At 70.6% G+C, this 20,815-nt stretch carries 27 protein-coding genes; 19 read left to right on the forward strand and 8 right to left on the reverse strand.

Annotated elements, in window-relative coordinates:
* Positions 1 to 36: 36 nt before the first annotated feature.
* Positions 37 to 375 carry a hydrogenase maturation nickel metallochaperone HypA gene (locus ACQP1N_RS07110; protein WP_067797735.1) on the reverse strand — a complete coding sequence of 113 codons (339 nt, stop codon included), beginning with the start codon at positions 373 to 375 and terminating at the stop codon, positions 37 to 39.
* 181 nt (positions 376 to 556) lie between these two features.
* Here ACQP1N_RS07110 and ACQP1N_RS07115 point away from each other — a divergent pair, with 181 nt between their 5' ends.
* The 15 genes from ACQP1N_RS07115 (at position 557) to hypE (ending at position 11,288) form a co-directional block, all read left to right on the forward strand.
* Positions 557 to 1,603 (forward strand): hydrogenase expression protein HypE, encoded by a 1,047-nt coding sequence (locus tag ACQP1N_RS07115; protein ID WP_067797732.1) that lies wholly within the window; start codon positions 557 to 559, stop codon positions 1,601 to 1,603.
* Positions 1,604 to 1,664: 61 nt separating this feature from the next.
* Positions 1,665 to 3,437: a nickel-dependent hydrogenase large subunit gene (locus ACQP1N_RS07120; protein WP_433229807.1), complete on the forward strand. Its 1,773-nt coding sequence runs from the start codon at positions 1,665 to 1,667 to the stop codon at positions 3,435 to 3,437.
* Entirely contained in the window at positions 3,434 to 3,943 is a 510-nt protein-coding gene (locus ACQP1N_RS07125) for a hypothetical protein (protein ID WP_433229809.1), read from the forward strand. The genes ACQP1N_RS07120 and ACQP1N_RS07125 overlap by 4 nt, the downstream gene beginning before the upstream one ends.
* Positions 3,940 to 4,560 carry a DUF5947 family protein gene (locus ACQP1N_RS07130; RefSeq protein ID WP_433229812.1) on the forward strand — a complete coding sequence of 207 codons (621 nt, stop codon included), beginning with the start codon at positions 3,940 to 3,942 and terminating at the stop codon, positions 4,558 to 4,560. Before ACQP1N_RS07125 ends, ACQP1N_RS07130 begins: the two co-directional genes overlap by 4 nt.
* 9 nt (positions 4,561 to 4,569) lie before the next feature.
* The gene (locus ACQP1N_RS07135) at positions 4,570 to 4,773 is read left to right on the forward strand and encodes a hypothetical protein (RefSeq protein ID WP_067797720.1); all 204 of its coding nucleotides are present in this window, start codon (positions 4,570 to 4,572) and stop codon (positions 4,771 to 4,773) included.
* Positions 4,770 to 5,441 carry a DUF6084 family protein gene (locus ACQP1N_RS07140; protein WP_067797717.1) on the forward strand — a complete coding sequence of 224 codons (672 nt, stop codon included), beginning with the start codon at positions 4,770 to 4,772 and terminating at the stop codon, positions 5,439 to 5,441. Before ACQP1N_RS07135 ends, ACQP1N_RS07140 begins: the two co-directional genes overlap by 4 nt.
* Entirely contained in the window at positions 5,429 to 6,400 is a 972-nt protein-coding gene (locus ACQP1N_RS07145) for a hypothetical protein (protein ID WP_067797714.1), read from the forward strand. Before ACQP1N_RS07140 ends, ACQP1N_RS07145 begins: the two co-directional genes overlap by 13 nt.
* The gene (locus ACQP1N_RS07150; RefSeq protein ID WP_242608713.1) at positions 6,397 to 7,137 is read left to right on the forward strand and encodes a hydrogenase maturation protease; all 741 of its coding nucleotides are present in this window, start codon (positions 6,397 to 6,399) and stop codon (positions 7,135 to 7,137) included. The genes ACQP1N_RS07145 and ACQP1N_RS07150 overlap by 4 nt, the downstream gene beginning before the upstream one ends.
* Positions 7,138 to 7,161: 24 nt before the next feature.
* Positions 7,162 to 7,293, forward strand: a complete 132-nt coding sequence (locus ACQP1N_RS07155; RefSeq protein WP_255218802.1) for a hypothetical protein — start codon at positions 7,162 to 7,164, stop codon at positions 7,291 to 7,293.
* A gap of 112 nt (positions 7,294 to 7,405) precedes the next feature.
* Positions 7,406 to 8,002, forward strand: coding sequence for a D-sedoheptulose-7-phosphate isomerase (locus tag ACQP1N_RS07160; RefSeq protein WP_067797711.1), 597 nt, complete (start codon positions 7,406 to 7,408; stop codon positions 8,000 to 8,002).
* Complete coding sequence (locus ACQP1N_RS07165; protein WP_067797708.1) at positions 7,999 to 8,202, forward strand: HypC/HybG/HupF family hydrogenase formation chaperone; 204 nt, start codon at positions 7,999 to 8,001, stop codon at positions 8,200 to 8,202. Before ACQP1N_RS07160 ends, ACQP1N_RS07165 begins: the two co-directional genes overlap by 4 nt.
* A 5-nt stretch (positions 8,203 to 8,207) precedes the next feature.
* The gene (locus ACQP1N_RS07170) at positions 8,208 to 8,831 is read left to right on the forward strand and encodes a D-sedoheptulose-7-phosphate isomerase (protein ID WP_067797803.1); all 624 of its coding nucleotides are present in this window, start codon (positions 8,208 to 8,210) and stop codon (positions 8,829 to 8,831) included.
* Complete coding sequence (locus tag ACQP1N_RS07175) at positions 8,831 to 9,100, forward strand: HypC/HybG/HupF family hydrogenase formation chaperone (RefSeq protein ID WP_067797704.1); 270 nt, start codon at positions 8,831 to 8,833, stop codon at positions 9,098 to 9,100. The genes ACQP1N_RS07170 and ACQP1N_RS07175 overlap by 1 nt, the downstream gene beginning before the upstream one ends.
* Positions 9,100 to 10,224, forward strand: coding sequence for a hydrogenase formation protein HypD (gene hypD, locus ACQP1N_RS07180; RefSeq protein ID WP_433229819.1), 1,125 nt, complete (start codon positions 9,100 to 9,102; stop codon positions 10,222 to 10,224). Before ACQP1N_RS07175 ends, hypD begins: the two co-directional genes overlap by 1 nt.
* Complete coding sequence (gene hypE, locus ACQP1N_RS07185; RefSeq protein WP_433229822.1) at positions 10,221 to 11,288, forward strand: hydrogenase expression/formation protein HypE; 1,068 nt, start codon at positions 10,221 to 10,223, stop codon at positions 11,286 to 11,288. The genes hypD and hypE overlap by 4 nt, the downstream gene beginning before the upstream one ends.
* A 21-nt stretch (positions 11,289 to 11,309) precedes the next feature.
* Here the strand turns inward: hypE and ACQP1N_RS07190 are convergent, their stop codons facing one another.
* The 3 genes from ACQP1N_RS07190 to ACQP1N_RS07200 form a co-directional block, all read right to left on the reverse strand.
* The gene (locus tag ACQP1N_RS07190; RefSeq protein ID WP_433229825.1) at positions 11,310 to 12,434 is read right to left on the reverse strand and encodes a methyltransferase domain-containing protein; all 1,125 of its coding nucleotides are present in this window, start codon (positions 12,432 to 12,434) and stop codon (positions 11,310 to 11,312) included.
* Entirely contained in the window at positions 12,431 to 13,390 is a 960-nt protein-coding gene (locus tag ACQP1N_RS07195; RefSeq protein WP_433229827.1) for an MvdC/MvdD family ATP grasp protein, read from the reverse strand. Before ACQP1N_RS07195 ends, ACQP1N_RS07190 begins: the two co-directional genes overlap by 4 nt.
* A gap of 292 nt (positions 13,391 to 13,682) precedes the next feature.
* Positions 13,683 to 14,351, reverse strand: a complete 669-nt coding sequence (locus ACQP1N_RS07200) for a hypothetical protein (protein ID WP_433229830.1) — start codon at positions 14,349 to 14,351, stop codon at positions 13,683 to 13,685.
* Between the two features lie 306 nt (positions 14,352 to 14,657).
* Here ACQP1N_RS07200 and ACQP1N_RS07205 point away from each other — a divergent pair, with 306 nt between their 5' ends.
* The 3 genes from ACQP1N_RS07205 to ACQP1N_RS07215 all read left to right on the forward strand — a co-directional run bounded on the left by ACQP1N_RS07205 (position 14,658) and on the right by ACQP1N_RS07215 (position 17,767).
* Positions 14,658 to 15,503 (forward strand): GntR family transcriptional regulator, encoded by an 846-nt coding sequence (locus ACQP1N_RS07205; RefSeq protein WP_067797686.1) that lies wholly within the window; start codon positions 14,658 to 14,660, stop codon positions 15,501 to 15,503.
* Between the two features lie 301 nt (positions 15,504 to 15,804).
* A complete protein-coding gene (locus ACQP1N_RS07210; RefSeq protein ID WP_131732504.1) occupies positions 15,805 to 16,026 on the forward strand; it encodes a hypothetical protein in 222 nt (73 codons plus the stop codon).
* Positions 16,027 to 16,747: 721 nt separating this feature from the next.
* Positions 16,748 to 17,767: a sulfotransferase family protein gene (locus ACQP1N_RS07215; RefSeq protein ID WP_433229832.1), complete on the forward strand. Its 1,020-nt coding sequence runs from the start codon at positions 16,748 to 16,750 to the stop codon at positions 17,765 to 17,767.
* Between the two features lie 64 nt (positions 17,768 to 17,831).
* On the opposite strand, the gene ACQP1N_RS07220 is transcribed toward ACQP1N_RS07215, so the two are convergent.
* Positions 17,832 to 18,260, reverse strand: a complete 429-nt coding sequence (locus ACQP1N_RS07220; RefSeq protein ID WP_067796284.1) for a hypothetical protein — start codon at positions 18,258 to 18,260, stop codon at positions 17,832 to 17,834.
* Positions 18,257 to 18,805, reverse strand: a complete 549-nt coding sequence (locus ACQP1N_RS07225) for a DUF2231 domain-containing protein (protein ID WP_067796281.1) — start codon at positions 18,803 to 18,805, stop codon at positions 18,257 to 18,259. Before ACQP1N_RS07225 ends, ACQP1N_RS07220 begins: the two co-directional genes overlap by 4 nt.
* A 136-nt stretch (positions 18,806 to 18,941) precedes the next feature.
* Here ACQP1N_RS07225 and ACQP1N_RS07230 point away from each other — a divergent pair, with 136 nt between their 5' ends.
* Positions 18,942 to 19,640, forward strand: a complete 699-nt coding sequence (locus ACQP1N_RS07230) for a helix-turn-helix transcriptional regulator (RefSeq protein WP_174548845.1) — start codon at positions 18,942 to 18,944, stop codon at positions 19,638 to 19,640.
* A gap of 46 nt (positions 19,641 to 19,686) precedes the next feature.
* On the opposite strand, the gene ACQP1N_RS07235 is transcribed toward ACQP1N_RS07230, so the two are convergent.
* Together ACQP1N_RS07235 and ACQP1N_RS07240 are read right to left on the reverse strand one after the other, a co-directional pair.
* Complete coding sequence (locus tag ACQP1N_RS07235) at positions 19,687 to 20,115, reverse strand: MarR family winged helix-turn-helix transcriptional regulator (protein WP_067796276.1); 429 nt, start codon at positions 20,113 to 20,115, stop codon at positions 19,687 to 19,689.
* Positions 20,116 to 20,124: 9 nt separating this feature from the next.
* A complete protein-coding gene (locus ACQP1N_RS07240) occupies positions 20,125 to 20,640 on the reverse strand; it encodes a hypothetical protein (protein WP_131732505.1) in 516 nt (171 codons plus the stop codon).
* Between the last annotated feature and the right edge of the window lie 175 nt (positions 20,641 to 20,815).

Consider the following 20,815-nt stretch of genomic DNA (forward strand, 5'->3'; position numbering starts at 1 on the left):
CCCCCGGCACCGGTTCCGGCATCGCAGCCGCAGGTCTCACACATCGTCGGCGACCTCCACCGCCTTGATCATCAGGTCGGCGCCGCCGCTGATCGTCACGTCGGCGCTGCCGCAGGGGCACACGGCGAGCGGGTCGCGCGCCGGGAACGAGGTCCCGCAGTTCGCGCAGTCGCCCACCCCCTCGGGCTGGGTGATGTCGAGCCGGGCGCCCTCCACGCACGTCCCCTCCCCGGCGAGTGCGAAGCAGAATCGCACCGCGTCCGGCATGACTCCGGAAAGTCTCCCTATTTCCAGGTGGACGACCGCCACCCGCGAATCGGGCAATTGCGTAGAAATCGCGGCTATGACGCTCTCCGTTACGGCCAATTCGTGCACGTGTCCTCCGTCCCGTTTCCGTTGCCCCGGCGCTGTTCCGGTGCCCTGATCTTCCCTGTTCAAACGATGTGTTTACCAAATACGGGAACTTGGCCGACGGGTTTTCCGGCGGTGTTTCGCGGTCATCTCGCAGGGCAGGCCGAATTGGTAATGATCTCTGCCGGCCGAGGGAGGGAATCGCATGGTGAGCGCCACGGCGGAGCCGCTGACGGACGAGATCCACATTCTGTGGACGTCGGAGGGAATGAGCTGTGACGGGGACACGGTCTCGGTGACCGCGGCCTCGCTGCCGAGCATCGAGGACGTCGTCCTCGGCGCGATACCGGGGCTGCCGAAGGTCCACCTGCACAACAAGGTGCTCGCCTACGAGAACGGTGACGAGTTCGTGGAGGCGTTCCGGCAGGCGGCGCGCGGCGAACTCGACCCGTTCATCTTCGTCGTCGAGGGCTCGATCCCGAACGAGAACATCAACGGGGACGGCTACTGGACGTCCCTGGGCAACGATCCCGAGACCGGCGAGCCCGTCACGTTGAACGAGTGGATCGACCGGCTCGCGCCGAAGGCCTGGGCGGTCGTCGCGGCGGGCACGTGCGCGACCTACGGCGGCATCCACGCGATGGCGGGCAACCCGACCGGCTGCATGGGCCTCGCCGACTACCTCGGCTGGGACTTCCGCTCCGCCGGCGGCCTGCCGATCGTGAACGTGCCCGGCTGCCCCGTCCAGCCGGACAACTTCATGGAGACGCTGCTGTGGGTGCTGCACCAGGCGGCCGGGCAGGCGCCGGTGATCCCGCTGGACGACAAGCTCCGCCCGACGTGGCTGTTCGGCAAGACCGTCCACGAGGGCTGTGACCGCGCCGCCTACTACGAGCAGGCCGATTTCGCGTTCGACTACAACTCGCCGAAGTGCCAGGTGAAGATCGGCTGCTGGGGCCCGGTGGTGAACTGCAACGTCACCAAGCGGGGCTGGATGGACGGTGTCGGCGGCTGCCCCAACGTGGGCGGTATCTGCATCGGCTGCACGATGCCCGGCTTCCCGGACAGGTTCATGCCGTTCATGGACGAGCCGCCCGGTTCGAGCATGTCCTCCACGCTGCTGAAGTCCTATGGGCCGTTCATCCGGACGATGCGGTCGATCACCAACAGGAGCGCCAACAGGGAACCGAAGTGGCGCCACAACCGGGACAGGCTGACCAGCGGCTACCAGCCCCGCTGGCCGCACACCTGATCTGGAAGCCCGTTACCGAAAGGCCGCGCGAATGAAGCAGGGCACCCGGACAAGAAGCGACATGAAGCCCACGAAGGGAGGTCTCGTCGAGGTCGCGTTCGACCCGATCACCCGGATCGTCGGCAACCTCGGCATCTACACAAAGATCGACTTCGCGAACAAGCAGGTGGCGGAGTGCCGGAGCACCTCGTCCATCTTCCGCGGCTACAGCGTGTTCATGAAGGGCAAGGACCCGCGTGACGCGCACTTCATCACCAGCCGCATCTGCGGCATCTGCGGGGACAACCACGCGACCTGCTCGATCTACGCACAGAACATGGCGTACGGGATCAAACCGCCGCCGCTCGCCGAGTGGATCATCAACCTCGGCGAAGCCGCCGAGTACATGTTCGACCACACGCTGTTCCAGGACAACCTCGTGTTCGTCGACTTCTGCGAGCGGATGGTCGCCGAGACGAACCCGGGCCTGCTGGCGACGGCGAAGACCACCGAGGCGCCGCGCGGCTCGCTGCACGGCTTCAAGACGATCGCCGACATCATGACGGCGTTCAACCCGTTCGAGGGCTCGGTCTACAAGCAGGCCCTCGAAATGAGCCGCATCACCCGCGAGATGTGCTGCCTGATGGAGGGACGCCACGTCCACCCGTCCACGCTGTACCCGGGGGGCGTGGGGACGGTCGCGACGCCGCAGGTGTTCACCGACTACCTCGTCCGGCTGACCCGCTGCCTCGACTTCGTCAAGCGCGCCGTCGCGATGAACGACGACATCTTCGACTTCTTCCTGGAGGCGCTGCCCGGCTACGACCAGGTGGGACGGCGCCGGACGCTGCTCGGCTGCTGGAGCGCGTTCCAGGACCCGAACGTCTGCGACTACGACTACCGGCACATGTCCGAGTGGGGGCGGGCCGCGTTCGTCACCCCCGGCATCGTTGTGGACGGCCGGCTGCTCACGACCGACCTTGTCGACATCAACCTCGGCATGCGCATCCTGCTGGGCAGCTCGTACTACGACGACTGGGTCAACGACGAGACGTTCGTCCGGCAGGACCCGCTCGGCAACCCCGTCGACCAGCGGCACCCGTGGAACCAGACGACGCTGCCGCACCCGCAGAAGCGCGACCTGGACGGCGGTAACTACAGCTGGGTGATGAGCCCGCGGTGGCTGCACCCCGAAACCGGTGAGCATCTCGCGCTCGACACCGGCGGCGGGCCGCTCGCCCGGCTGTGGGCGACCGCGCTGGCCGGTGAGGTGGACACCCCGTACGTCCGGTCCACCGGGCACAGCGTCCAGATCGACCTGCCGAAGACGCCCGGCATGCCGGAGGTCAACCTGGAGTGGAAGCCGCCGCAGTACGCCAACACGATCGAGCGCGACCGGGCCCGCGCGTACTTCATCGCCTACGCGGCCGGGATGGCGCTGTTCTTCGCCGAGAAGGCCCTCGACGAGGTGCGGGCCGGGCGGACGAAGGTGTTCACCGACTTCGAGGTCCCCGAGGAGGCGATCGGCGCCGGGTTCCACGAGGCGGTCCGCGGCGTCCTGTCGCACCATCTCGTCATCCGCGACCACAAGATCGCCAACTACCATCCGTACCCGCCGACGCCGTGGAACGCCAGCCCGCGCGACTCCTACGGCACGCCCGGCCCGTACGAGGACGCCGTCCAGGAGATGCCCCTCTTCGAGGAGAACGGGCCGGACGACTTCAAGGGCATCGACATCATGCGGACCGTCCGCAGCTTCGACCCGTGCCTGCCGTGCGGCGTCCACATGTACGTCGGCGGCGGCCGCACGATCGAGCGGCGGCACTCGCCGATGTTCGGCGAGCAGGGCGCATGAGCGCAGCGCACATGGACTGGGACGACGAGCGCGTGCGCGAGCACGTCCAGGACCTGGAGAGGCTGCTCGGGCGGCTGGACCCGGCGGGGGCCCTGGCCGTCCAGGCGCTGGTGGAGCTGTACGGGGAGGCCCTCGGCCGGGTCGTGCGGCTCGCCGCGGACGCGGGGATCACCTCCGCGCTGACCGGGGACGAGCTGATCCGGCATCTGCTGCTCCTGCACGGCCTGCACCCGGAGACGGCGGAGGCGCGGGTGCGGCGGGCGCTCGGCGCACTGGACGGATTCCTCGGCAAGCACCGCACGTCCGTGGAGTTCGCCGGCGTCTCGGGCGGGACGGCGCGGCTGACGGTCGCGACCGAGGGCCGCGCCGGCCCGCCCCGTCCGGTGCTGGAGGCGGTGGAACAGGCGGTCAGGGCGGCGGCGCCGGAACTCGACCGGGTGGAGGCCGGCGCGCCCGCGCCGGAGCCGGTGCTGATCACACTCGACCAGGTGCGGAGCCGGGCATGACGTCCGCGCTGTCCACCCCGCGGCTGGCGGCGCTGGCCCGCCGGCGGCCGCCACCGCCGGCCGGGCCGGCCGGCCGGTGCGACCTGTGCGCGGAGCCTCTGCGCGACGTCCACCGGCACCTGCTCGACCTGGAGGAGGGCGATCTGATGTGCACGTGCGGGGCGTGCACCGTCCTGTTCGACGGCAACGCGGCGGGCGGGCGGCACTACCGGCTCGTCCCGGACGAACGCCGCGAACTGCCCGGTTTCCGGCTGGACGGCTCGCTGTGGGCCGGCCTCGGAGTCCCGGTGGACCTGGCGTTCTTCTCCGTGTCCGGCTCGGGCGAGGTGACCGCCCGCTACCCGAGCCCGGCCGGCGCGTTGCGCGCGTCCGTGCACGCCGACAGCTGGCGGCGCCTGACCGAGGCCAACCCCGTGCTGGCGGAACTGCGTCCCGACGTGGAGGCGCTGGTCGTCCACCGGGCGCGGGGCGCGGCCGAGCACTGGATCCTCCCGGTCGACGACTGCTACCGGCTCACCGCCCTGCTGCGCGAGCACTGGACCGGCTTCGCCGGCGGCGACGCCGTCTGGGAGCACATCGGCACGTTCTTCGCGGACATGCGGGCTTCGAGGAGATGAGGGGGAGAAATGATCAAAGTCGGCAAACCGGATGTGTCACCCGACAAGCCGTCGCACACCCGCGGCGTCCCCGAGGGCAACGGCACCGGCAACTACGAGAAGCAGCCGGGCCACCTCCCGGACGGCAGGTCGACCCAGCGCCGCTCCACCGGGATCAACCCGTCGCACCGCGAGCCGATCCTCGACTCGATGCCGAACCTGTCACCGGCATGAGCGGTACACCGGAACTCGGCCTCGACCTGCTCGGGATCGAGGCCGAGACGTTCGCGGCGACACCGACGCTGAACCTGCGGATCGGGCTGCGCCGGCTGGACGGCGGGCCCGTCCAGTGCGTCCTGCTCACCACGACCGTGACGATCGCCGCGGCGCGCCGGGACTACGACGACGCCGAGCGCGACCGGCTCACCGGCGTGTTCGGCACACCGGACATGTGGGACAGGTCGCTGCGCGGGCTGATGTGGGCGCGCGTCGGTGCCACCGTGCCGACGTTCCGCGGCGGGACGGAGACCGTCCTCTCCCTGCCGTGCGGACATGACATGCAGGTCGCGGCCGACCGCTACCTGCACGCGCTCGGCGGCGGCGACGTCCCGCTCGACCTCGTCTTCAACGGCACGGTGTTCTACCCGGGCGAGGACGGCGCGCTGCGCACCGGGCAGATCCCGTGGCACCACGAGGCGACCGGCGCCCTGCCCGTCCAGGCGTGGCGGGACCTGATGGAGCGCTACTACGGCGCGGCCCGCTGGCTCCGCCTGGACGACGCCTGCTTCGGCCGGCTGTCCGCGTACCACGCCCGCCGCGCCCACTCCTCGTTCGACGACACCGTCGACGAACTGCTGCGCCGGGCCGAGACGCACCGCGAGGAGGAAGAGTGGACCGCGTGAGGGCGATCGCGGACGCGGTCCTCTACGAGGGCTACCTGCTGTGGCCCTACCGCCGGTCGTCGCTGAAGAACCGGCGGCGCTGGACGATCGGCGGCGTCTACCCGCGCCCCTACGCGGAGCGGAACAGCGACCACTGGACGGTCCACGCCGAGTTCCTCCTGGAGACGGCGGGTGACGCCGACATCGAGGTCACGCTTCGCTTCCTGCACGCGGTGCACCGCCAGGTCATGGACGGCGACACGCCCATGGACGAACTCCACGCGGGCGAGGAAACGTACACGACCTGGCAAGAGGCCCGCGAACGCGAGATCCTCAGCGGCCGTATCTCCCTGGGGCGCCTGCTGCGTAACCCGGTCCGCATCCCCGTCTCCGTCCCGCCCGGCATCGAAGTCGAGCAGTTCGGTGAGACGGCGCGGTTCGTCCGCTCCTGGGGGCGGGTGGCCGGACGGATCGAGGTCTCGGCCGTGCCCGCCGGGGACGGGGCCGTGCGGGTCCGGGCCGAGGTCGTCAACAGCGGGAAGGCCGAGGAGCGCGAGGACGCCGTCCGGGCCGGGATGCTGTGCGCGCACATCGTGGCGCGGACCGGCGGCGGGGCGTTCGTCTCGTCCGCCGATCCGCCGGAGCGGCTGGCGGAGGCGGCGGCCGGATGCGGGAGCGACGGGCTCTGGCCGGTCCTCGCGGGGGAACCGGGCGATCACGAGACCGTGCTCGCGGCGCCGATCGTCCTCTACGACTGGCCGCAGGTCTCGCCGGAGAGCCCCGGCGACCTGTTCGACGGAACGGAGATCGACCGGCTGCTGATCCTCAGCGTGCTCGGCCTCACCGACGACGAGCGGCGGGAGATGGCGGCGACCGACCCGAAGGCGCGGCAGATCCTGGAGCGGTGCGGCGCCCTGTCGTCCGATGAGCTGCTCGCGCTGCACGGCACCATGCGCGACCCGCGGAGGGACGTGTGGTGAGCGGCAAGGCGATGATCGGCGGGTGGGAGGCGGCGCCGGGCGGCCGGGTCCGGCTGCGGCCGCGCGGCGGCGCGGACATCTTCGACCTCGCCCTCCTCGGGCGCACCGCCACCATCGAGCGGGTCGAGGAGGACATGGAGGGCGGCGTGCACCTGGTCGTCGCGGTCGACGACGACCCCGGCCGGGGGCTCGGCGCCCACAACCAGCTCGGCCACCGGTTCTTCGTCCGCCCGGACGAGGTCGAGCCGCTGCCGGGAGGCGCACCGGCCCGCAAAGTGCTCGTCGCGGGCATCGGCAACGTGTTCCACGGCGACGACGGGTTCGGGGTGGAGGTCGTCCGGCGGCTGGGGGAGCGGCAGGTGCCGGACGGCGTGGACGTCACCGACTTCGGCATCCGCGGCATCGACCTGATGTACGCGCTCGGCGACGGATACCGGACAGTGATCCTCGTCGACGCGTCGGCCCGCGGCCACACGCCCGGCACCGTCTCGCTCATCGAGCCGGACGCGGGCGGCTTCGGCGGCACCGTGGACGCGCACGGTCTGGACCCCGCGCAGGTGCTGCGGCTGGCCCGCGACAGCGGCCCGGTCCCGCCGCGTGTCCTGCTCGTCGCGTGCGAGCCGTCGGCGCGGACCTCGGACACCACGTGGGAAATGGAGCTCAGCGCCCCGGTCGGCGCGGCGGTCGACGAGGCCGTCCGGCTGATCGAGCGGCTGCTGGAGAAGGAACTCGCTTAACACCACACAAAAGGGGGTTGTGGCATGAAGAAGGGAATCCGCATCGGTCCGGGCATGATCCGGCTGATGGCCGCGATGTGCGTGATCGGCCTGATCATCGTGCTCGTCAAGGAGACGCCGGCGATGCGCCGGTACCTCAAGTCCGAGTCCATGTGATGGTGCCGCCGACAGGTGATCGGACGCCGGGCATGACGACGGCCGGCCGGCACCCTGCCGGCCACCCGAACGGGCGCGGCGGCGACGTCCCGCCGCGCCTCGGCGGTGGCCGATGACCAGCACGGTGACCGAGGTCTTCCGGCGGCGCGCCGAACCGGGCGCCGCGCTCGCCGACGACGCCGACGTGATCGCCGCCGCGTGCCACGCGATGGCGGTGCGCTTCCACCGCGGCGGACGGCTGTTCACGTTCGGCAACGGCGCCGCGGCCACCGACGCCCAGCACGTCGCGGTCGAGTTCGTCCACCCGGCGATCGTGGGGAAGCGGGCGCTGCCCGCGCTGTCGCTCACCGCCGACATCGCGACCCTCACCGGGATCTGCGCCGGTCCCGGATTCGAGGACGTCTTCGCGCACCAGATCCGCTGCCTCGGCGGCCCCGACGACATGGCGTTCGGCATCTCGCCGGACGGCCGCTGCGGCAACGTCCTGCGCGGCCTGGAGACGGCCCGCGGTCTCGGGATGCTCACGGTCGCGCTCACCGGCGGCGACGGCGGCGCGCTCGCCGGGGCGGCCGGCCACCTGGTCGCCGTCCGCTCCGCGGACCCGCGCGTCGTCAAGGAAGTGCACGTCACGGCGTACCACATGCTCTGGGAACTGGTCCACGTGTTCCTGGAGCAGCCGGAAGTGCTGAACCGGGAGGTGGTGGCGTGACCGGATGCACGGGCGACCACTGCGTGACCTGCTCGGACGAGGCCGTCCCCGCCGTCGTCGTGCGGCTGCTCGACGGCGGCCTCGCCGACGCCGACGTCGGGGGCGGGCGGATCGAGCGGGTCAGCGTGGCACTGGTGGACGCCGCCCCCGGCGACACCGTGCTCGTCCACGCCAAGGAGGCGATCGGGGTCGTGACGTGACCGACATGCTCTACCCGTTCCTGCATGCGGGCGGCGCGGACCTGGACACCCTCATGGAGGACGTCCGGCGCTCGACGAAGGACAAGGTCGGCGACATCGTCCGGCTGCGTGAGACCGTCCTGGAGGAACACGGCGCGGACCTCACCGCCTGCGCCGCGCGGATGGCGGACGCGTTCCGCTCCGGCGGCCGGCTCTTCACGTTCGGCAACGGCGGCAGCTCGACGGACGCGCAGGACGCCGCCGCCCTCTTCCTCAACCCGGGCGGCTCCGCGCGACCGCTGCCCGCGCTGGCACTGACGAACGACGCCGCGGTGGTCACCGCGCTGTCCAACGACGTCGGCTTCGAGGTCGTGTTCGCCCGCCAGCTCGCCGCGTTCGGGCGTCCGGGCGACATCGCGCTCGCCCTGTCCACCAGCGGCAACTCCGACAACCTGATCGCCGCGCTGCGGGAGGCGGCGCGGCGCGGGATGGTGACGGTCGGGCTCGCCGGCTACACCGGCGGGCAGATGGCGGAGACACCCGGCCCGCACCACCTGTTCGTCGTGCCGTCGTCGTCGGTCCACCGCATCCAGGAGGCGCAGACGACGATCTACCACGCCCTGTGGGAACTGACCCAGGAGGCTCTCTGATGTGCCTGGCGATACCGGGCGAGATCGTGGAGATCATGCCGGACCGCCCGCTGGCGAAGGTCGACGTCACCGGCGTCCGGCGGGCCGTCAACATCGGCCTGCTGGACGGGGAGCGGCTCGCCCCCGGCGACTGGGTCCTCATCCATGTCGGCTTCGCCATGTCCAAGATCGACGAGGCCGAGGCGCAGGCCACGCTGACGATGCTGCAGGGCATCGGCGACGCCTACGACGACGAGATCGACGCACTGCGGGAATCGAGGATCGACTGATGCGCTTCGTCGACGAGTACCGGGATTCGGAGAAGGCGCGGGCCCTCGCGGCCTCGATCGCGTCGCTGTGCAAACCCGGCCGGCACTACAAGTTCATGGAGGTCTGCGGAGGCCACACCCACACCATCTACAAGCACGGGCTTGAGGACTATCTCCCGGAGAGCATCTCGCTGGTGCACGGCCCCGGCTGCCCGGTGTGCGTGATCCCGATGGGGCGGGTGGACGACGCGATCCACATCGCGTCCCAGCCGGAGGTGATCCTGACGTCGTTCGGCGACATGATGCGGGTGCCGGGCGGCAGGGGCTCGTTCTTCGACGCGAAGGCCGCCGGCGCCGACATCCGGATGGTGTACTCGCCGCTGGACGCCCTGAAGATCGCCGAGCGGAACCCGTCCCGCCGGGTCGTGTTCATGGGGATCGGGTTCGAGACGACCGCGCCGTCCACCGCGATGACCGTGCTGCGCGCGCGGGCCGCCGGGATCACCAACTTCTCGGTCTTCTGCAACCACGTGACGATCCTCCCGGCGATCAAGGCGATCCTGGACTCGCCCGACCTGCGGCTGGACGGCTTCCTCGGCCCCGGCCACGTCTCGACGGTCATCGGCTGCCGTCCGTACTCGTTCATCACCGGCGACTACGGCAAGCCGCTCGTCGTGGCGGGGTTCGAGCCGCTCGACCTGCTGCAGGCCGTCCACATGCTGCTGACCCAGCTCGCCTCGGGACGCTCCGAGGTCGAGAACCAGTACGGCCGGGTCGTCCCGTGGGAGGGGAACACCAAGGCACTGGAGGCCATCGCCAAGACGATGGAACTGCGCCCCTACTTCGAGTGGCGCGGCCTCGGGTTCATCTCGCACTCCGCGCTGCGCCTCCGGGACGAGTACGCCGACTTCGACGCCGAGCGCATCTTCGACATCCCGGGGGGACGGGTCGCCGACCCGAAGGCGTGCCAGTGCGGCGAGGTGCTGAAGGGCGTCCTGAAACCGTGGGAGTGCAAGGTCTTCGGGACGGCCTGCACCCCGGAGACGCCGATCGGCACCTGCATGGTGTCGTCCGAAGGCGCCTGCGCGGCCTACTACAACTTCGGGCGCTTCACCCGGGAGCGCGTCAAGGAGGCCACCCGATGACGATCCGGGAGGAACAGGTCCTCGAACGCATCGCCCGCGCCCGCGGCAGCAGGGCCCGCCTCCGCGAGGACACCATCACCCTCGCGCACGGCTCCGGCGGCAAGGCCACCCACACGCTGATCGAGGCGGTCTTCCGCGAGGCGTTCGCCAATCCGCTCCTGGACCGCCTGGACGACTCGGCCCGCTTCGCGGTGAACGGCGCCGAACTCGCCTTCACCACCGACTCCTACGTGGTGTCCCCGCTGTTCTTCCCCGGCGGGGACATCGGCGACCTCGCCGTCAACGGCACGGTCAACGACCTGGCGGTCTCCGGCGCGAGACCCCTGCACCTGTCGGCCGGCTTCATCCTCGAAGAGGGCTTCCCGGTCGCCGACCTGCGCCGTATCACCGCTTCCATGCACCGGGCCGCCGAGGCCGCCGGGGTGGACATCGTGACCGGCGACACCAAGGTCGTCCAGCGGGGCAAGGCCGACGGCTGCTACATCAACACGGCCGGCGTGGGGGTCGTGCACTCCCCGCCCTCAGGCGAGATCCGTCCAGGTGACGCGGTCCTGGTCACCGGGCCGATCGGCGAACACGGCGTCACCATCATGCTGGCGCGCGGCGAACTCGACATCGAGGCCGACCTCCTGTCGGACACCGCGCCCCTGAACTGCCTGCTCGCCGACCTGGAGTCCCGCTGCCCCGGGATGGTCCGCCGAATGCGGGACGCGACGCGGGGCGGCGTGGCGACCGTCCTCAACGAACTGGCCACCGACGCGGGCTTGGCCATGGTCGTGGACGAGGACGCCATCCCCGTCCGCCCCGCCGTCCGGGGAGCCTGCGAACTCCTCGGCATAGACCCGATGTACGTGGCCTGCGAAGGCCGGGCGGTAGTAGTGGTCGCACCCGAAGCGGAAGAAGCGGCCCTGGCATCTTTGCGCGCCCATCCGTTGGGCGCGGAAGCCGCCGTCATCGGCCACGTAAAGGACGACCCACCCGGCACCGTCCTGCTGAAGACGGCCTTCGGCGGCACCCGAATAGCCGACCTCCTGGTAGGCGACCCCCTACCCCGGATCTGCTGACCCCTTGGGGCCATCCGCCGATCACCGGAGGCGCGGCCCAGGTACCGTTTCGCCGTCCGGGGCTTCGAGCCAGAAGCGCTGGCCTTCGGGGGTGACGGTGAGGCCGAACACGGCCACGCCGGGGCGTCCTCGGGCGGTCCACCAGGCGTGGGCGTGTTCGACCTCGGCCCAGATGTCGGACGGCCCGCCGTGCTCCACCCTGGCGGGGAGGGCCTTTGACACCTTGGCCCACGATCCGTCCGCCGTGCTGATCTGGATCTCGTCCGGTCCGGGGAAAACGGTGATGTCGTCGAGGCACCACCAGATCAGCAGTGACAGACCGGAAATGTGCACAGATTCTGCGCCGACCTCACTCGTCCGGGAACGGGTGTTCGTCGCGTCGATGCCGAAGGCTTGGGGGATGCCGGGGCGCGCTACGTCGGCGCGAGCGGACATGAAGCCCCACGTGCAGGTATGGAGGGGGCCGCTTGCCGTCCCGTCCTCGGCAACCGTCAGGCGCGTCAACGCACCGGCCCATGTCATGCCCGGTGGACGGACGTCCGCGAGGACGATGCCGCCCCGCCGGGTCTGCTCCACCCATGTATACGGCACCCGCTCGGTGGCCACGGTCGTGATGACCCGATCGTAGGGAGCTCGCTCCGCGTAGCCGCGTACACCGTCCCGCGTGACGACCGTTGGTGAGTACCCGGCGCCGGCGAGCCGGGCCCGGGCCGCGCCGGTCAGCTCGGGGTCGATGTCCACGGTCGTGACGTGCTCCGAACCGAGCCGCTCGCACAGCAACGCCGCGTTGTAGCCGGTACCGGTGCCGATTTCCAGGACGTTCATGCCGTGCCTGACGTCCAGAAGGTGCAGCATCCGAAGCATGAGGCTCGGCCGCGTGCTGGAGCTGGTGGACCACTGAAAGCCGGGCTGGTCGGGGTGCTCTTTGCGCTGGGTGACGAGGGTGTCGTCGCTGTAGACCAGTTCCGGCCATCGAGGATCGCCGGTTCCCACGAGCCCGAACGTGTCGTCGTGGAACTCCGGTACGAACATGTGCCGGGGGACGGACGTGACGACCTCACGCCAAGCCGGATCGGTGATGACGCCCTGTTCGCAGAGCCGATCGGCGAGCGCCGCCGCCCAGTCCCGCCAGTCATCGAAGGTCACGCGTCCACCCCCATGAGCGTGTCGGCGATGGCGTCGGCGATCGGCGCCCCGGTCTCCTCTTGCAGCCAAGCCCACTGAGAGCCAGGCCCGCATTCCAGGAACCACCATGTACCGTCGCCGGTCACGGCGAAGTCGAAAACGCCGAGGCCCAGTCCGAGTGCCCTCAGGTAGCCATGACATGCGCGAGCCACGTCTGGCGGGACGCTCGTGTTCTTGTACGTCAGTGTGTCGTACGCGGCTCGGAAGTCCTGACGTCCGGCCTCGGTGTCGGAGTGGATGGCGACGGCGTGCATGTGTTCACCACCCGTGGCGATCAAGCGCACGTCGTGGACCTTGGGGATGTTGCTCTGAAACAGATGCAACGTCGTGGTGACCCGCTCGTCGATCGCGGACGGGGCAACCGGCGTTGTGTAGATCAGCTTGACGTGGTTGTCCTCGCTGATCAGTTTATGCATGGTCGCCTTGTAGACCGCGCGGCCGGCTCTTGCGAAATCACGGGCATCATCCGGGCGGTTGGTGAGCAGGCTCATGGGGACGGAGAACCCGCACCGCGTGGCGGTCGCCATCTGGAGCGGCCGGTACTCGGCGTCGGCGAGCCGCCCCGGATGCGACACCCAACGGACTGGCAGGGACATGAAGACGCCGCCGAAACCGAAGCGTGCTTCGACGGTGGCGAAGCGCCGTTCCGGCTCGCTCAGGGTGTCGGGGAAGGTGAACGGCTGCGGCTGCCGGTAGTACACCGCCGAGATGTCCTCCAGCCGGAGGCTTCCGCCGGCCGTGGTGATCTCGCCGCTCCAGCCTCCCTCCCTCACCCGGAAACTCGCGTCGGCATCCCGAGGGAAGGACGCGGTGTCGAACCAGGCGCCCCGTACGCCGCGTCTGTCCAGGGCATTGGATACGTACACGGCCTCTGCGTCGTCTTTCTCAGCAAGCATGAGCACGGTCTGTTCGGACATCAGTCCGTCACCGTCTCGGTCACGGTGTCCGACCTGGTCTTGCTGTCATCGGTGTACGAGGTCTGCTTCGGGGCGCTCTTGGTGCTGGTCGGCTTCTCGTGCTTGCCCATGGTTTGGACGGGACTGGGTGACACGGCGTGGCACATTCCCCAGGGGCGGCCGGTTTCGGTCGGAGGTTCGGCGCTGACCGGCACGACGTGTCCCGGGAGCCCGAGGGGGAATCGGTCACGCGGGCTGACGAGGGGACTCTCGTTCAAGTGGAACTCCTTTCATGTGGAGTCGGCGCGTTGGTTCACCAGGTGGCGGGGAACATGCGGTGCTTGAGGAGCGCGTCGACCTGATCGGCGGCGTACTTGGTGTCGCCGCAGGGAGCGAGGTAGCCCTGCCGGCCGCGTCCGGCTTGGTGGTATCCCCAGCCGCCACCGGGAACGGCGTGGACGCTGACGGCGACGCGGGCGTGGCCGTTGGGCCCGAATGCGAACACCCACAACACCGGGGGACGGACAGGAAGGTCGTCGGCCTGGTAGAGCTTGACGCACCGATACCCCTTGGCGCGGACCGCGTCGGAGAGCAGATCCAGGTACCAGAGTGTGGTGCCGCGTCCACAGCGCCTCGACGATCGGCAGGCCGCGCCCATGTGTGTCGGCGTGATGTCCGGCGTTCGGTGGTCGGGGGCGGTGTCGGCCTGCGAGGCTTCCGCCGAGGCATTGCTGATCGGCATCGCGTTCGAGGAATCCCATACGCCGAGCAGAACGGTGTTCCGCTCCCGCGTGAGCCTCACTCGAATCTCGGCGTTGGGCGTGCTCTTGATCGCGTTCGTCACCAGTTCGCTTGCGATGAGCTGTACGTCATAGGTGATGCCGCGCAGCCGCCAATCCGCGAGGCGGAACCCCACCAGCGTCCGGATCTGGGCCGGAGCGGTGGAGGACGCGAGGAGAAGCAGGTCCAATCCGATGGCCACGACCTCGGGACCCGGCTTGTGGTCGAGTGGTTGGGCGGGCCGGGAAAGAGCCTTCGAGGCTTGGGGGCGTGGCGGCGATCCGAGCCCGCGGCGGGACGCATCCGGCATAGTTTGGGCGGACGGACGGCCCTCATGGCGGCCAGTCCAGCGCGTCATGTCCGACATGTCAGGGTACGTCTCCATGATCGAGCAGGCGAGCAGAGGCTGCCGGGATTTGCTTCAACAAATCTCGGTGACCTCATGCTGGAGGTAAGCTCGACGGCTGTCAATAAGTTTCAACAAATCGGTGCGTGAGAGGTTGGGTACGTGGGGTCAGCTCGGTATAACGAGATCGCCGATGACCTGTTGCGCCGGATCGAAGCGGGCGAGTGGCGGGCGGGCGAGACGTTGCCGCAGATGGAGAAGCTGGCGAAGCACTACGACGCCAGCCGCAACGCGGTGGCGCGTGCGGTCGGCAAGCTCGCGAAGGAGGGGCGCCTGGTCTCCGTCCCGCGCCGGGGCACCGTGGTCCGTCCCAAGCATCGGAAGACCGTCATGCGGACCGACGTCGTCAAACGCAACACAAGGCACGTGAAGGACGGCCGGGAGTCCGCGGGCGGATACAGCTTCCCGGCGGCCATGGGGAACGAGCTGTGGGTGCACCACATCAAGCCGGAGGTCGGCAAGGCGCGGATCACGGACCCTCGGCTTGCTCACATGCTCAACGTGCCGGTCGGTGACCTGGTCATGAGGCGGTTGCGGGTGACCGGCCCGGAAGGCGAGCCCGCTTTTCAGATCTCCGCGACGTGGATCCACCCCCGGATAGCGGCCGAGGTCCCGGAGGTGGAGGAGCCGTACGGGACCGGGCCGGGCGCCTGGATCGACGCGATCGAGGCCGAGGGGCACGGGCCGCTGGAGTGGCTGGAACGGCGCCGTGTGCGGATGCCGACCACGGACGAGACCAGGTTGCTTCTCATCCCGGCCGAGTTGCCCGTGTGGGAGATCGTCCGCATCAGCTACAGCGCCAAGGACGAGAAAGCGGTGGACGTAACCCAAGTGATCATTCCCGGCGACCGCATGGAGGAGGTGTCCCGGCTGCGGCGGGACGAGTCAGCGCACTGGCCGCACCACAGCGCCGGCCCCGACGGACCACCCGTGGCCCCGTCCCAGTAAAGCGGGCCAGGCCGCCGCGCCACTTGCGGGTGGTGCGCTGCCAGACCCGCCATGCAGGTTTCCTGGTGACGAGCGGCGTCCGGCTCGTCCCTCCACATGACCGGGAAGTACTTCACCGCCCACACCGTGCCGTTCCGCCGCGTCCACCGGACCACATCAACAATGCCAACACGGGCAGACTCGACCGTACTTGTGCTGGAGCCATACGAGGTCGGTTACGGCCGACAGGGCGGCCCCGCGCGGGGCCGCATTTTCTTTATGGGTGTCCTGCGGCCGAGTGTGGGTGTGCTCAGGGGCTGGGTTGCGGGCCACGACGGTGAGGGTGGCGGCGAAGAACAGCCCGAAGGCCAAGCCGAGCGTGGTGACCATGCCCGGTGTCGGGTCCGGGGGTGCGGCAGCGGTCGGTGACGCGCGGGTGGTCGCCGAGCAGATCGCCGATCGTGGCCGTCAGCGCGGCGGGGGCTGCGGCGGGTCGTCGGTCTGGCGGCCCCCAGAGGCGACGACCCGCCGCAGGTCTGTTTGATCAATTGGCCGTCAGCACGGTTCCATTGATCTCCGCCGGCCGGGCGTCGGCGACGCCCGGCCGGCGGGCGGTGATCCCGTCCCCGCCGTCCCCGTCCCCGTCCCCGTCCCCGTCCTCGGCGCCGGTACCGGCCCCCGTGTCGGCATCGGCGCCGGCGCCGAGGAAGTCGACCTCCAGGCAGCCGAGCAGGGCGGGCGCCCAGTACCCGGCGACGACCAGGAGGGAAAAGCTGAACAGAGCGGTGGGAAACCGAACGCGGCGTCGATGAATTCACCCATGGAAATGCACGCTTCCGCTTCGAGACGTCATTGTCCGTCCGGGCTACCGGAAACGGTGGCCCGTCGATGGGAAAAGGATTCGCTGCGCGAGAAAGTGAATGTGCTCAGCTGTCGGGGAAGGCGTGCGTCCAGCCGAGGCGGTTCAGTTCGTACGGCCTGGAGCCCTGCCGGCGGCCGTCGCGCGGCCGGGGCGGCGCATGCAAAAAGTGCCGGGGAGTCATCGACCCTCCTGATCGGAGACGTTGCCCTGTCTCGCCGACCAGACTTCCCGGCACACCAATGGTGACCCTAACTCATTTCTCGCTCAACGGGAAGTCTTTTACCGCCCGATCGCCGTTCCCGGCCGCCGGCCTCACCATCCGCGGCGGCCGGGAAGGAGTTTTCATCCGGCGTTGATGCGCACTGGGGCCCGCGTTCACAAGCCGCGACTACGGTCCCCGGCCATGAGCATGGACTCCTGCCGGCCGATCTTCGTCCTCGGATGCCCGCGGTCGGGGACGACACTGCTCCAGCAGATGCTGCACTCGCACCGGCGCATCGCGTTCCCGTCCGAGACGCGGTTCGTGCACGTCGCGTACGAGAAACGGCACGGCTTCGGCGACCTGGAGCGCGCGGAGAACCGGCGTGTGCTGGCCGAATGGATCACCGGCGGCAAGGACACCAAGTTCCCGGTCCTCGAACTGGACGCCGCCGAGGTCGTCGAGGAGATCGTGCAGGGGCCGCCGACGCTCGGATCGGCGCTGGCGACCGTCTTTCGCGCCTACGCCCGCGAGCACGGCAAGCCGCGGTGGGGCGACAAGCGCCCGAGCTACTTCCGCCGGGTGCCGATGCTCCGGCGGATGTTCCCGGACGCGCAGTTCGTCCATCTCGTCCGGGACGGCCGGGACGCGGTGAGTTCGCTGATGCGGATGCCCTGGTTCAAGGGCGACCTCTACGCCGCCGCGCTGACCTGGCGGGAGGCGGTCGACCTCGGGGGGCGGCTCGGCGCCCGGCTCGGCCCGGACACCTTCTGCGAACTCCGGTACGAGGACCTCGTCACCGACCCGGAGGACGCGCTGAGGAGGCTGTGCGCGTTCCTCGGCGAGGAGTACGACGCCCAGATGACCGAGGCGTACCGGCATGCGCGCCGGACGGTGCCGCTCGAACGCAGGTGGCATCTGCGCACGCACGAGGCCGTCACCACCCGCCAGGTCGGGGTGTGGCGGGAGCGCATGGCGGACTGGGAGGCGGAACTGGTCGAGCACGTCCTCGCCCGCCGGCTGTGCCACCACGGCTACGAGCCGGCCGGGACGGGGCGCCCGGCCACCGCGCACCTCGCCCGCTTCCACCGGCTCCTGGCGCACCGCCGGCGGACGCGGTACGTGGAGGCGGCGCGGGAGCGGCTCGCGCGGTCCCGCGAACCCAACCCCGTCGTGTCATGGCTGACCGGACCCGTGCCGCTGACCGGACGGCCCGAGGACTGACGCGCCGGGGACAGGGCGCCCTGTCCCCGGCGCGTCTCGGACGCGATCGCGGCGGGCGCGTGGCTCAGGACTGGAGAGCGGACAGGATCACCAGGATCAGGGTCACGACGGCGAACAGGCCGTGGCCGAGGACGACCGGGATGGGGAAGGCGCTCTCCGGCGCCGTGGTGGCCTGGGCGGACCCCGGGGCGCCCTCGGGGCGGACGGACGGGGTGCGCGTCACGGCCAGCCAGCGGAAGAACATCACGAAGCCGAGCAGCGCGACCGGCAGCAGGATGCCGAACGCCGTCCAGGCGAGGGCGCCCGCGTCGGTGAACACGTAGATCACCCAGACGACGAGCCCGGCGGCGGCGAGCAGGAAGTGGCCGAAGATCACCGGGACGGGGAGGCGGGAGGTCCCGCCCCGCACGCCACCGCGGGCGATCCAGGTGCCGAGCATGTAGAAGCCGCCCAGGGCGGTGATCAGCCAGGTGGCGAGTGCGGCGATGGTCATGGTGTCTCTCCTTGGTCGGCGGTGGGACGGGGTGCGGGCCGGTTCGTGGTGAAGCCTTCGGCCTGGGTGTTCTCGTCGGCGACGCGGACGCCGTAGCGGTAGGCGAGCCTCCCGCCCAGGAACCCCGACACCGCGAGGCCCGCGAGGGCCACGGCCGACAGGGCGATGCGGCCCGGGGCGACCGGTCCGGTGACGTCCCCGAGCCGCCAGCCGAAGCCGCCCACGTAGGCGAGGGTCACGGTGAGGTTCAGGGACATGTGGACGAGCGCGGTGCGGAAGGCGCGCGTCCCCGGCGGGACGGCGAGCAGGTCGAGGAACCCGGTCGCGGCGGCGGCGAGCGCGCCCGCGACGCCGAGGCCGATGAGCCACAGCGAGCCCTTGGCCAGGAAGTCCGGGTCGTGGGCCACGTGCGAGGCGATGTCGAACACGAGGCTGCCCACCCATGCCCCGATCGGCACCGTCACGAGGATCGGGTGCAGGGGGTGGCCGTAGCCGCCGGCGAGCGCGCTCACCGGCCGTTTCGACTGCTGCTGCGGATCGTCCATGACGACCTCCTATTTCACCAACAAGTATTGGTTTTATAGCAGTGTCACGTCAACAATGGGAAGGCAAGATGGGGTCTTGTCTTGTTTGGACCAGATTTTTTGGGTGTTATGGTGATCGCACGCTAGGGTGGGTGGCGTGACTTCGGACTCCGCCGGGCTGGAGGCGGCCGCGATCCTCAGCGACGACCTGCGGCGCCGGATGTACGCGTTCATCCGCGCGGCGAAGGCGCCGGTGACCCGGGACGAGGCCGCCGCGAGCGTCGGCATCTCGCGCAAGCTGGCCGCGTTCCATCTCGACAAGCTCGTGGACGCGGGGCTGCTGTGCGCCCGCTATGCCAACCCGTCCGGTGTCCGGCGGGTCGGCCGGGCGCCCAAGGTGTACGAGCCGTCCGGGGTCGACGTGCGGGTCAGCATCCCGCAGCGCGAGCACGGGCTGCTCGCGAGCATCCTGCTGGACGCCGTCCGCGGGCAGGAGCCGGGGGAGAGCGCACGGGACGCGGCACTGCGGGCCGCCGGGGAACGCGGGCGGGCGCTCGGCGCGGCGCGGAGCCGTCCCGTCCGGGGCGGGCGGCTCGGCACCGAACGCGCGCTCACCTGCGCGGCGGAGATCCTGGAACGGCACGGGTTCGAGCCCGACCGGGAGGGCCCGGCGCGGCTGCGGCTGCGCAACTGCCCGTTCCACCCGATGGCCGAGGACGACCCCGACCTGGTCTGCGGCGTCAACCACGCCTTCCTGGCGGGGATGGTGGACGGCCTGGGAGCGCCCTCCGTCGAGGCCGTGCTCGCCCCTCACACCGGCTACTGCTGCGTCGAGTTCGGCCCGCGCGACGAGTGATCCGTCCGATCACCGCGCTGGGCGCGATCGCCGCCGCGGCGGCCGGTCAGCCGCCCGGCCGGTCCTCCAGGGTTTTCAGCTCGGCGCTCAGGCGCTCCAGGATCGGCGCGAGGCTGCGCAGTTCGGCCAGGTGGACGCGGGTCAGGCCGGCGAGGACGCGGTCGGCCGCGGGCGTCAGCCGCACCCGCATCACCCGGTTGTCGTCGGGGTCGCGTTCGCGGGCGACGAGGCCCGCGTGCTCGGCCCGGTTGATCAGCTCGACCGTGCTGTGGTGGCGCAGGAGCAGGTACTCCGCGAGTTCGCCGATGGTGGGCGCACGCTCGGCATCGTGGCCCCGGACGGCGAGGAGGAGCTGATGCTGGGCCGGCGTCAGCCCCGCCGCGCGCACCGCCTGCTCGCTCCAGCGCAGGTAGCGCCGCAGCCCGGTACGGAACGCCAGCAGAGCGGTGAAATCGTCCTGGCTGAGCTCCTGCACGCCCCGATGCTACTTCACCGGGTGCATCCGGGCCGGTGGGCGGCAGGTGGCGCGGTCGAGGATGAGGTGGAACAGCTCGGCGCGTCCGCCCGTGATGGCGCCCTCGCGGGCGCGGGTCGTGATCTTCATGTGGAGGTAGGCGACGTCGGCGCGGCGCCGGGCGAGCGGTGCCCGCGGCCGGCCGAGCATCCGCTCGATGGCCCTGGTGAGGTCCAGGCCGGCGTCACCGCGGACGTCACCGGCGGCGACGCCCCGGCGGACCGAGGAGCGCAGCTGCAGCAGCGCGTCGCGAATGTGCCGTTCCGCCGGGCCCGGGTCCGGGTTCCCCGGCGGCTCGGCCTGTTCGCGCGTCCTGGCGCGGGACGGTTCGGGGGACGGTGTTCGCGAGGTGTCCGCCGGCGAGGGGGACGCCGCCTGGAGCGGGAGGAGACTGCCGGGGGAGGGGTCCCGGCTGGAGAGCGTGCCGCCGATCCCGGTGACGAGGAGGGCCGCCGCGATGATCGTGGTGGCGACCCCTGCGAACATGGGCCACGGGATACCGAACCCGTGCCGCGGGCGGCGGATCTCCTTGCGCCGCCACCTGTCAGGGTGCTGCCCGGGGCGGTGGCGGCCCGTCGGCCGCGGGCCCGATTCCAATGAACCTCACTTTCGCCGCAGGTCGGTGCCGGGCGCGGTGCCCGGTGTGCCAGGAGGTACGCGC

The organism is Actinomadura formosensis (assembly GCF_050948385.1).
GTDB lineage: Bacteria > Actinomycetota > Actinomycetes > Streptosporangiales > Streptosporangiaceae > Spirillospora > Spirillospora formosensis.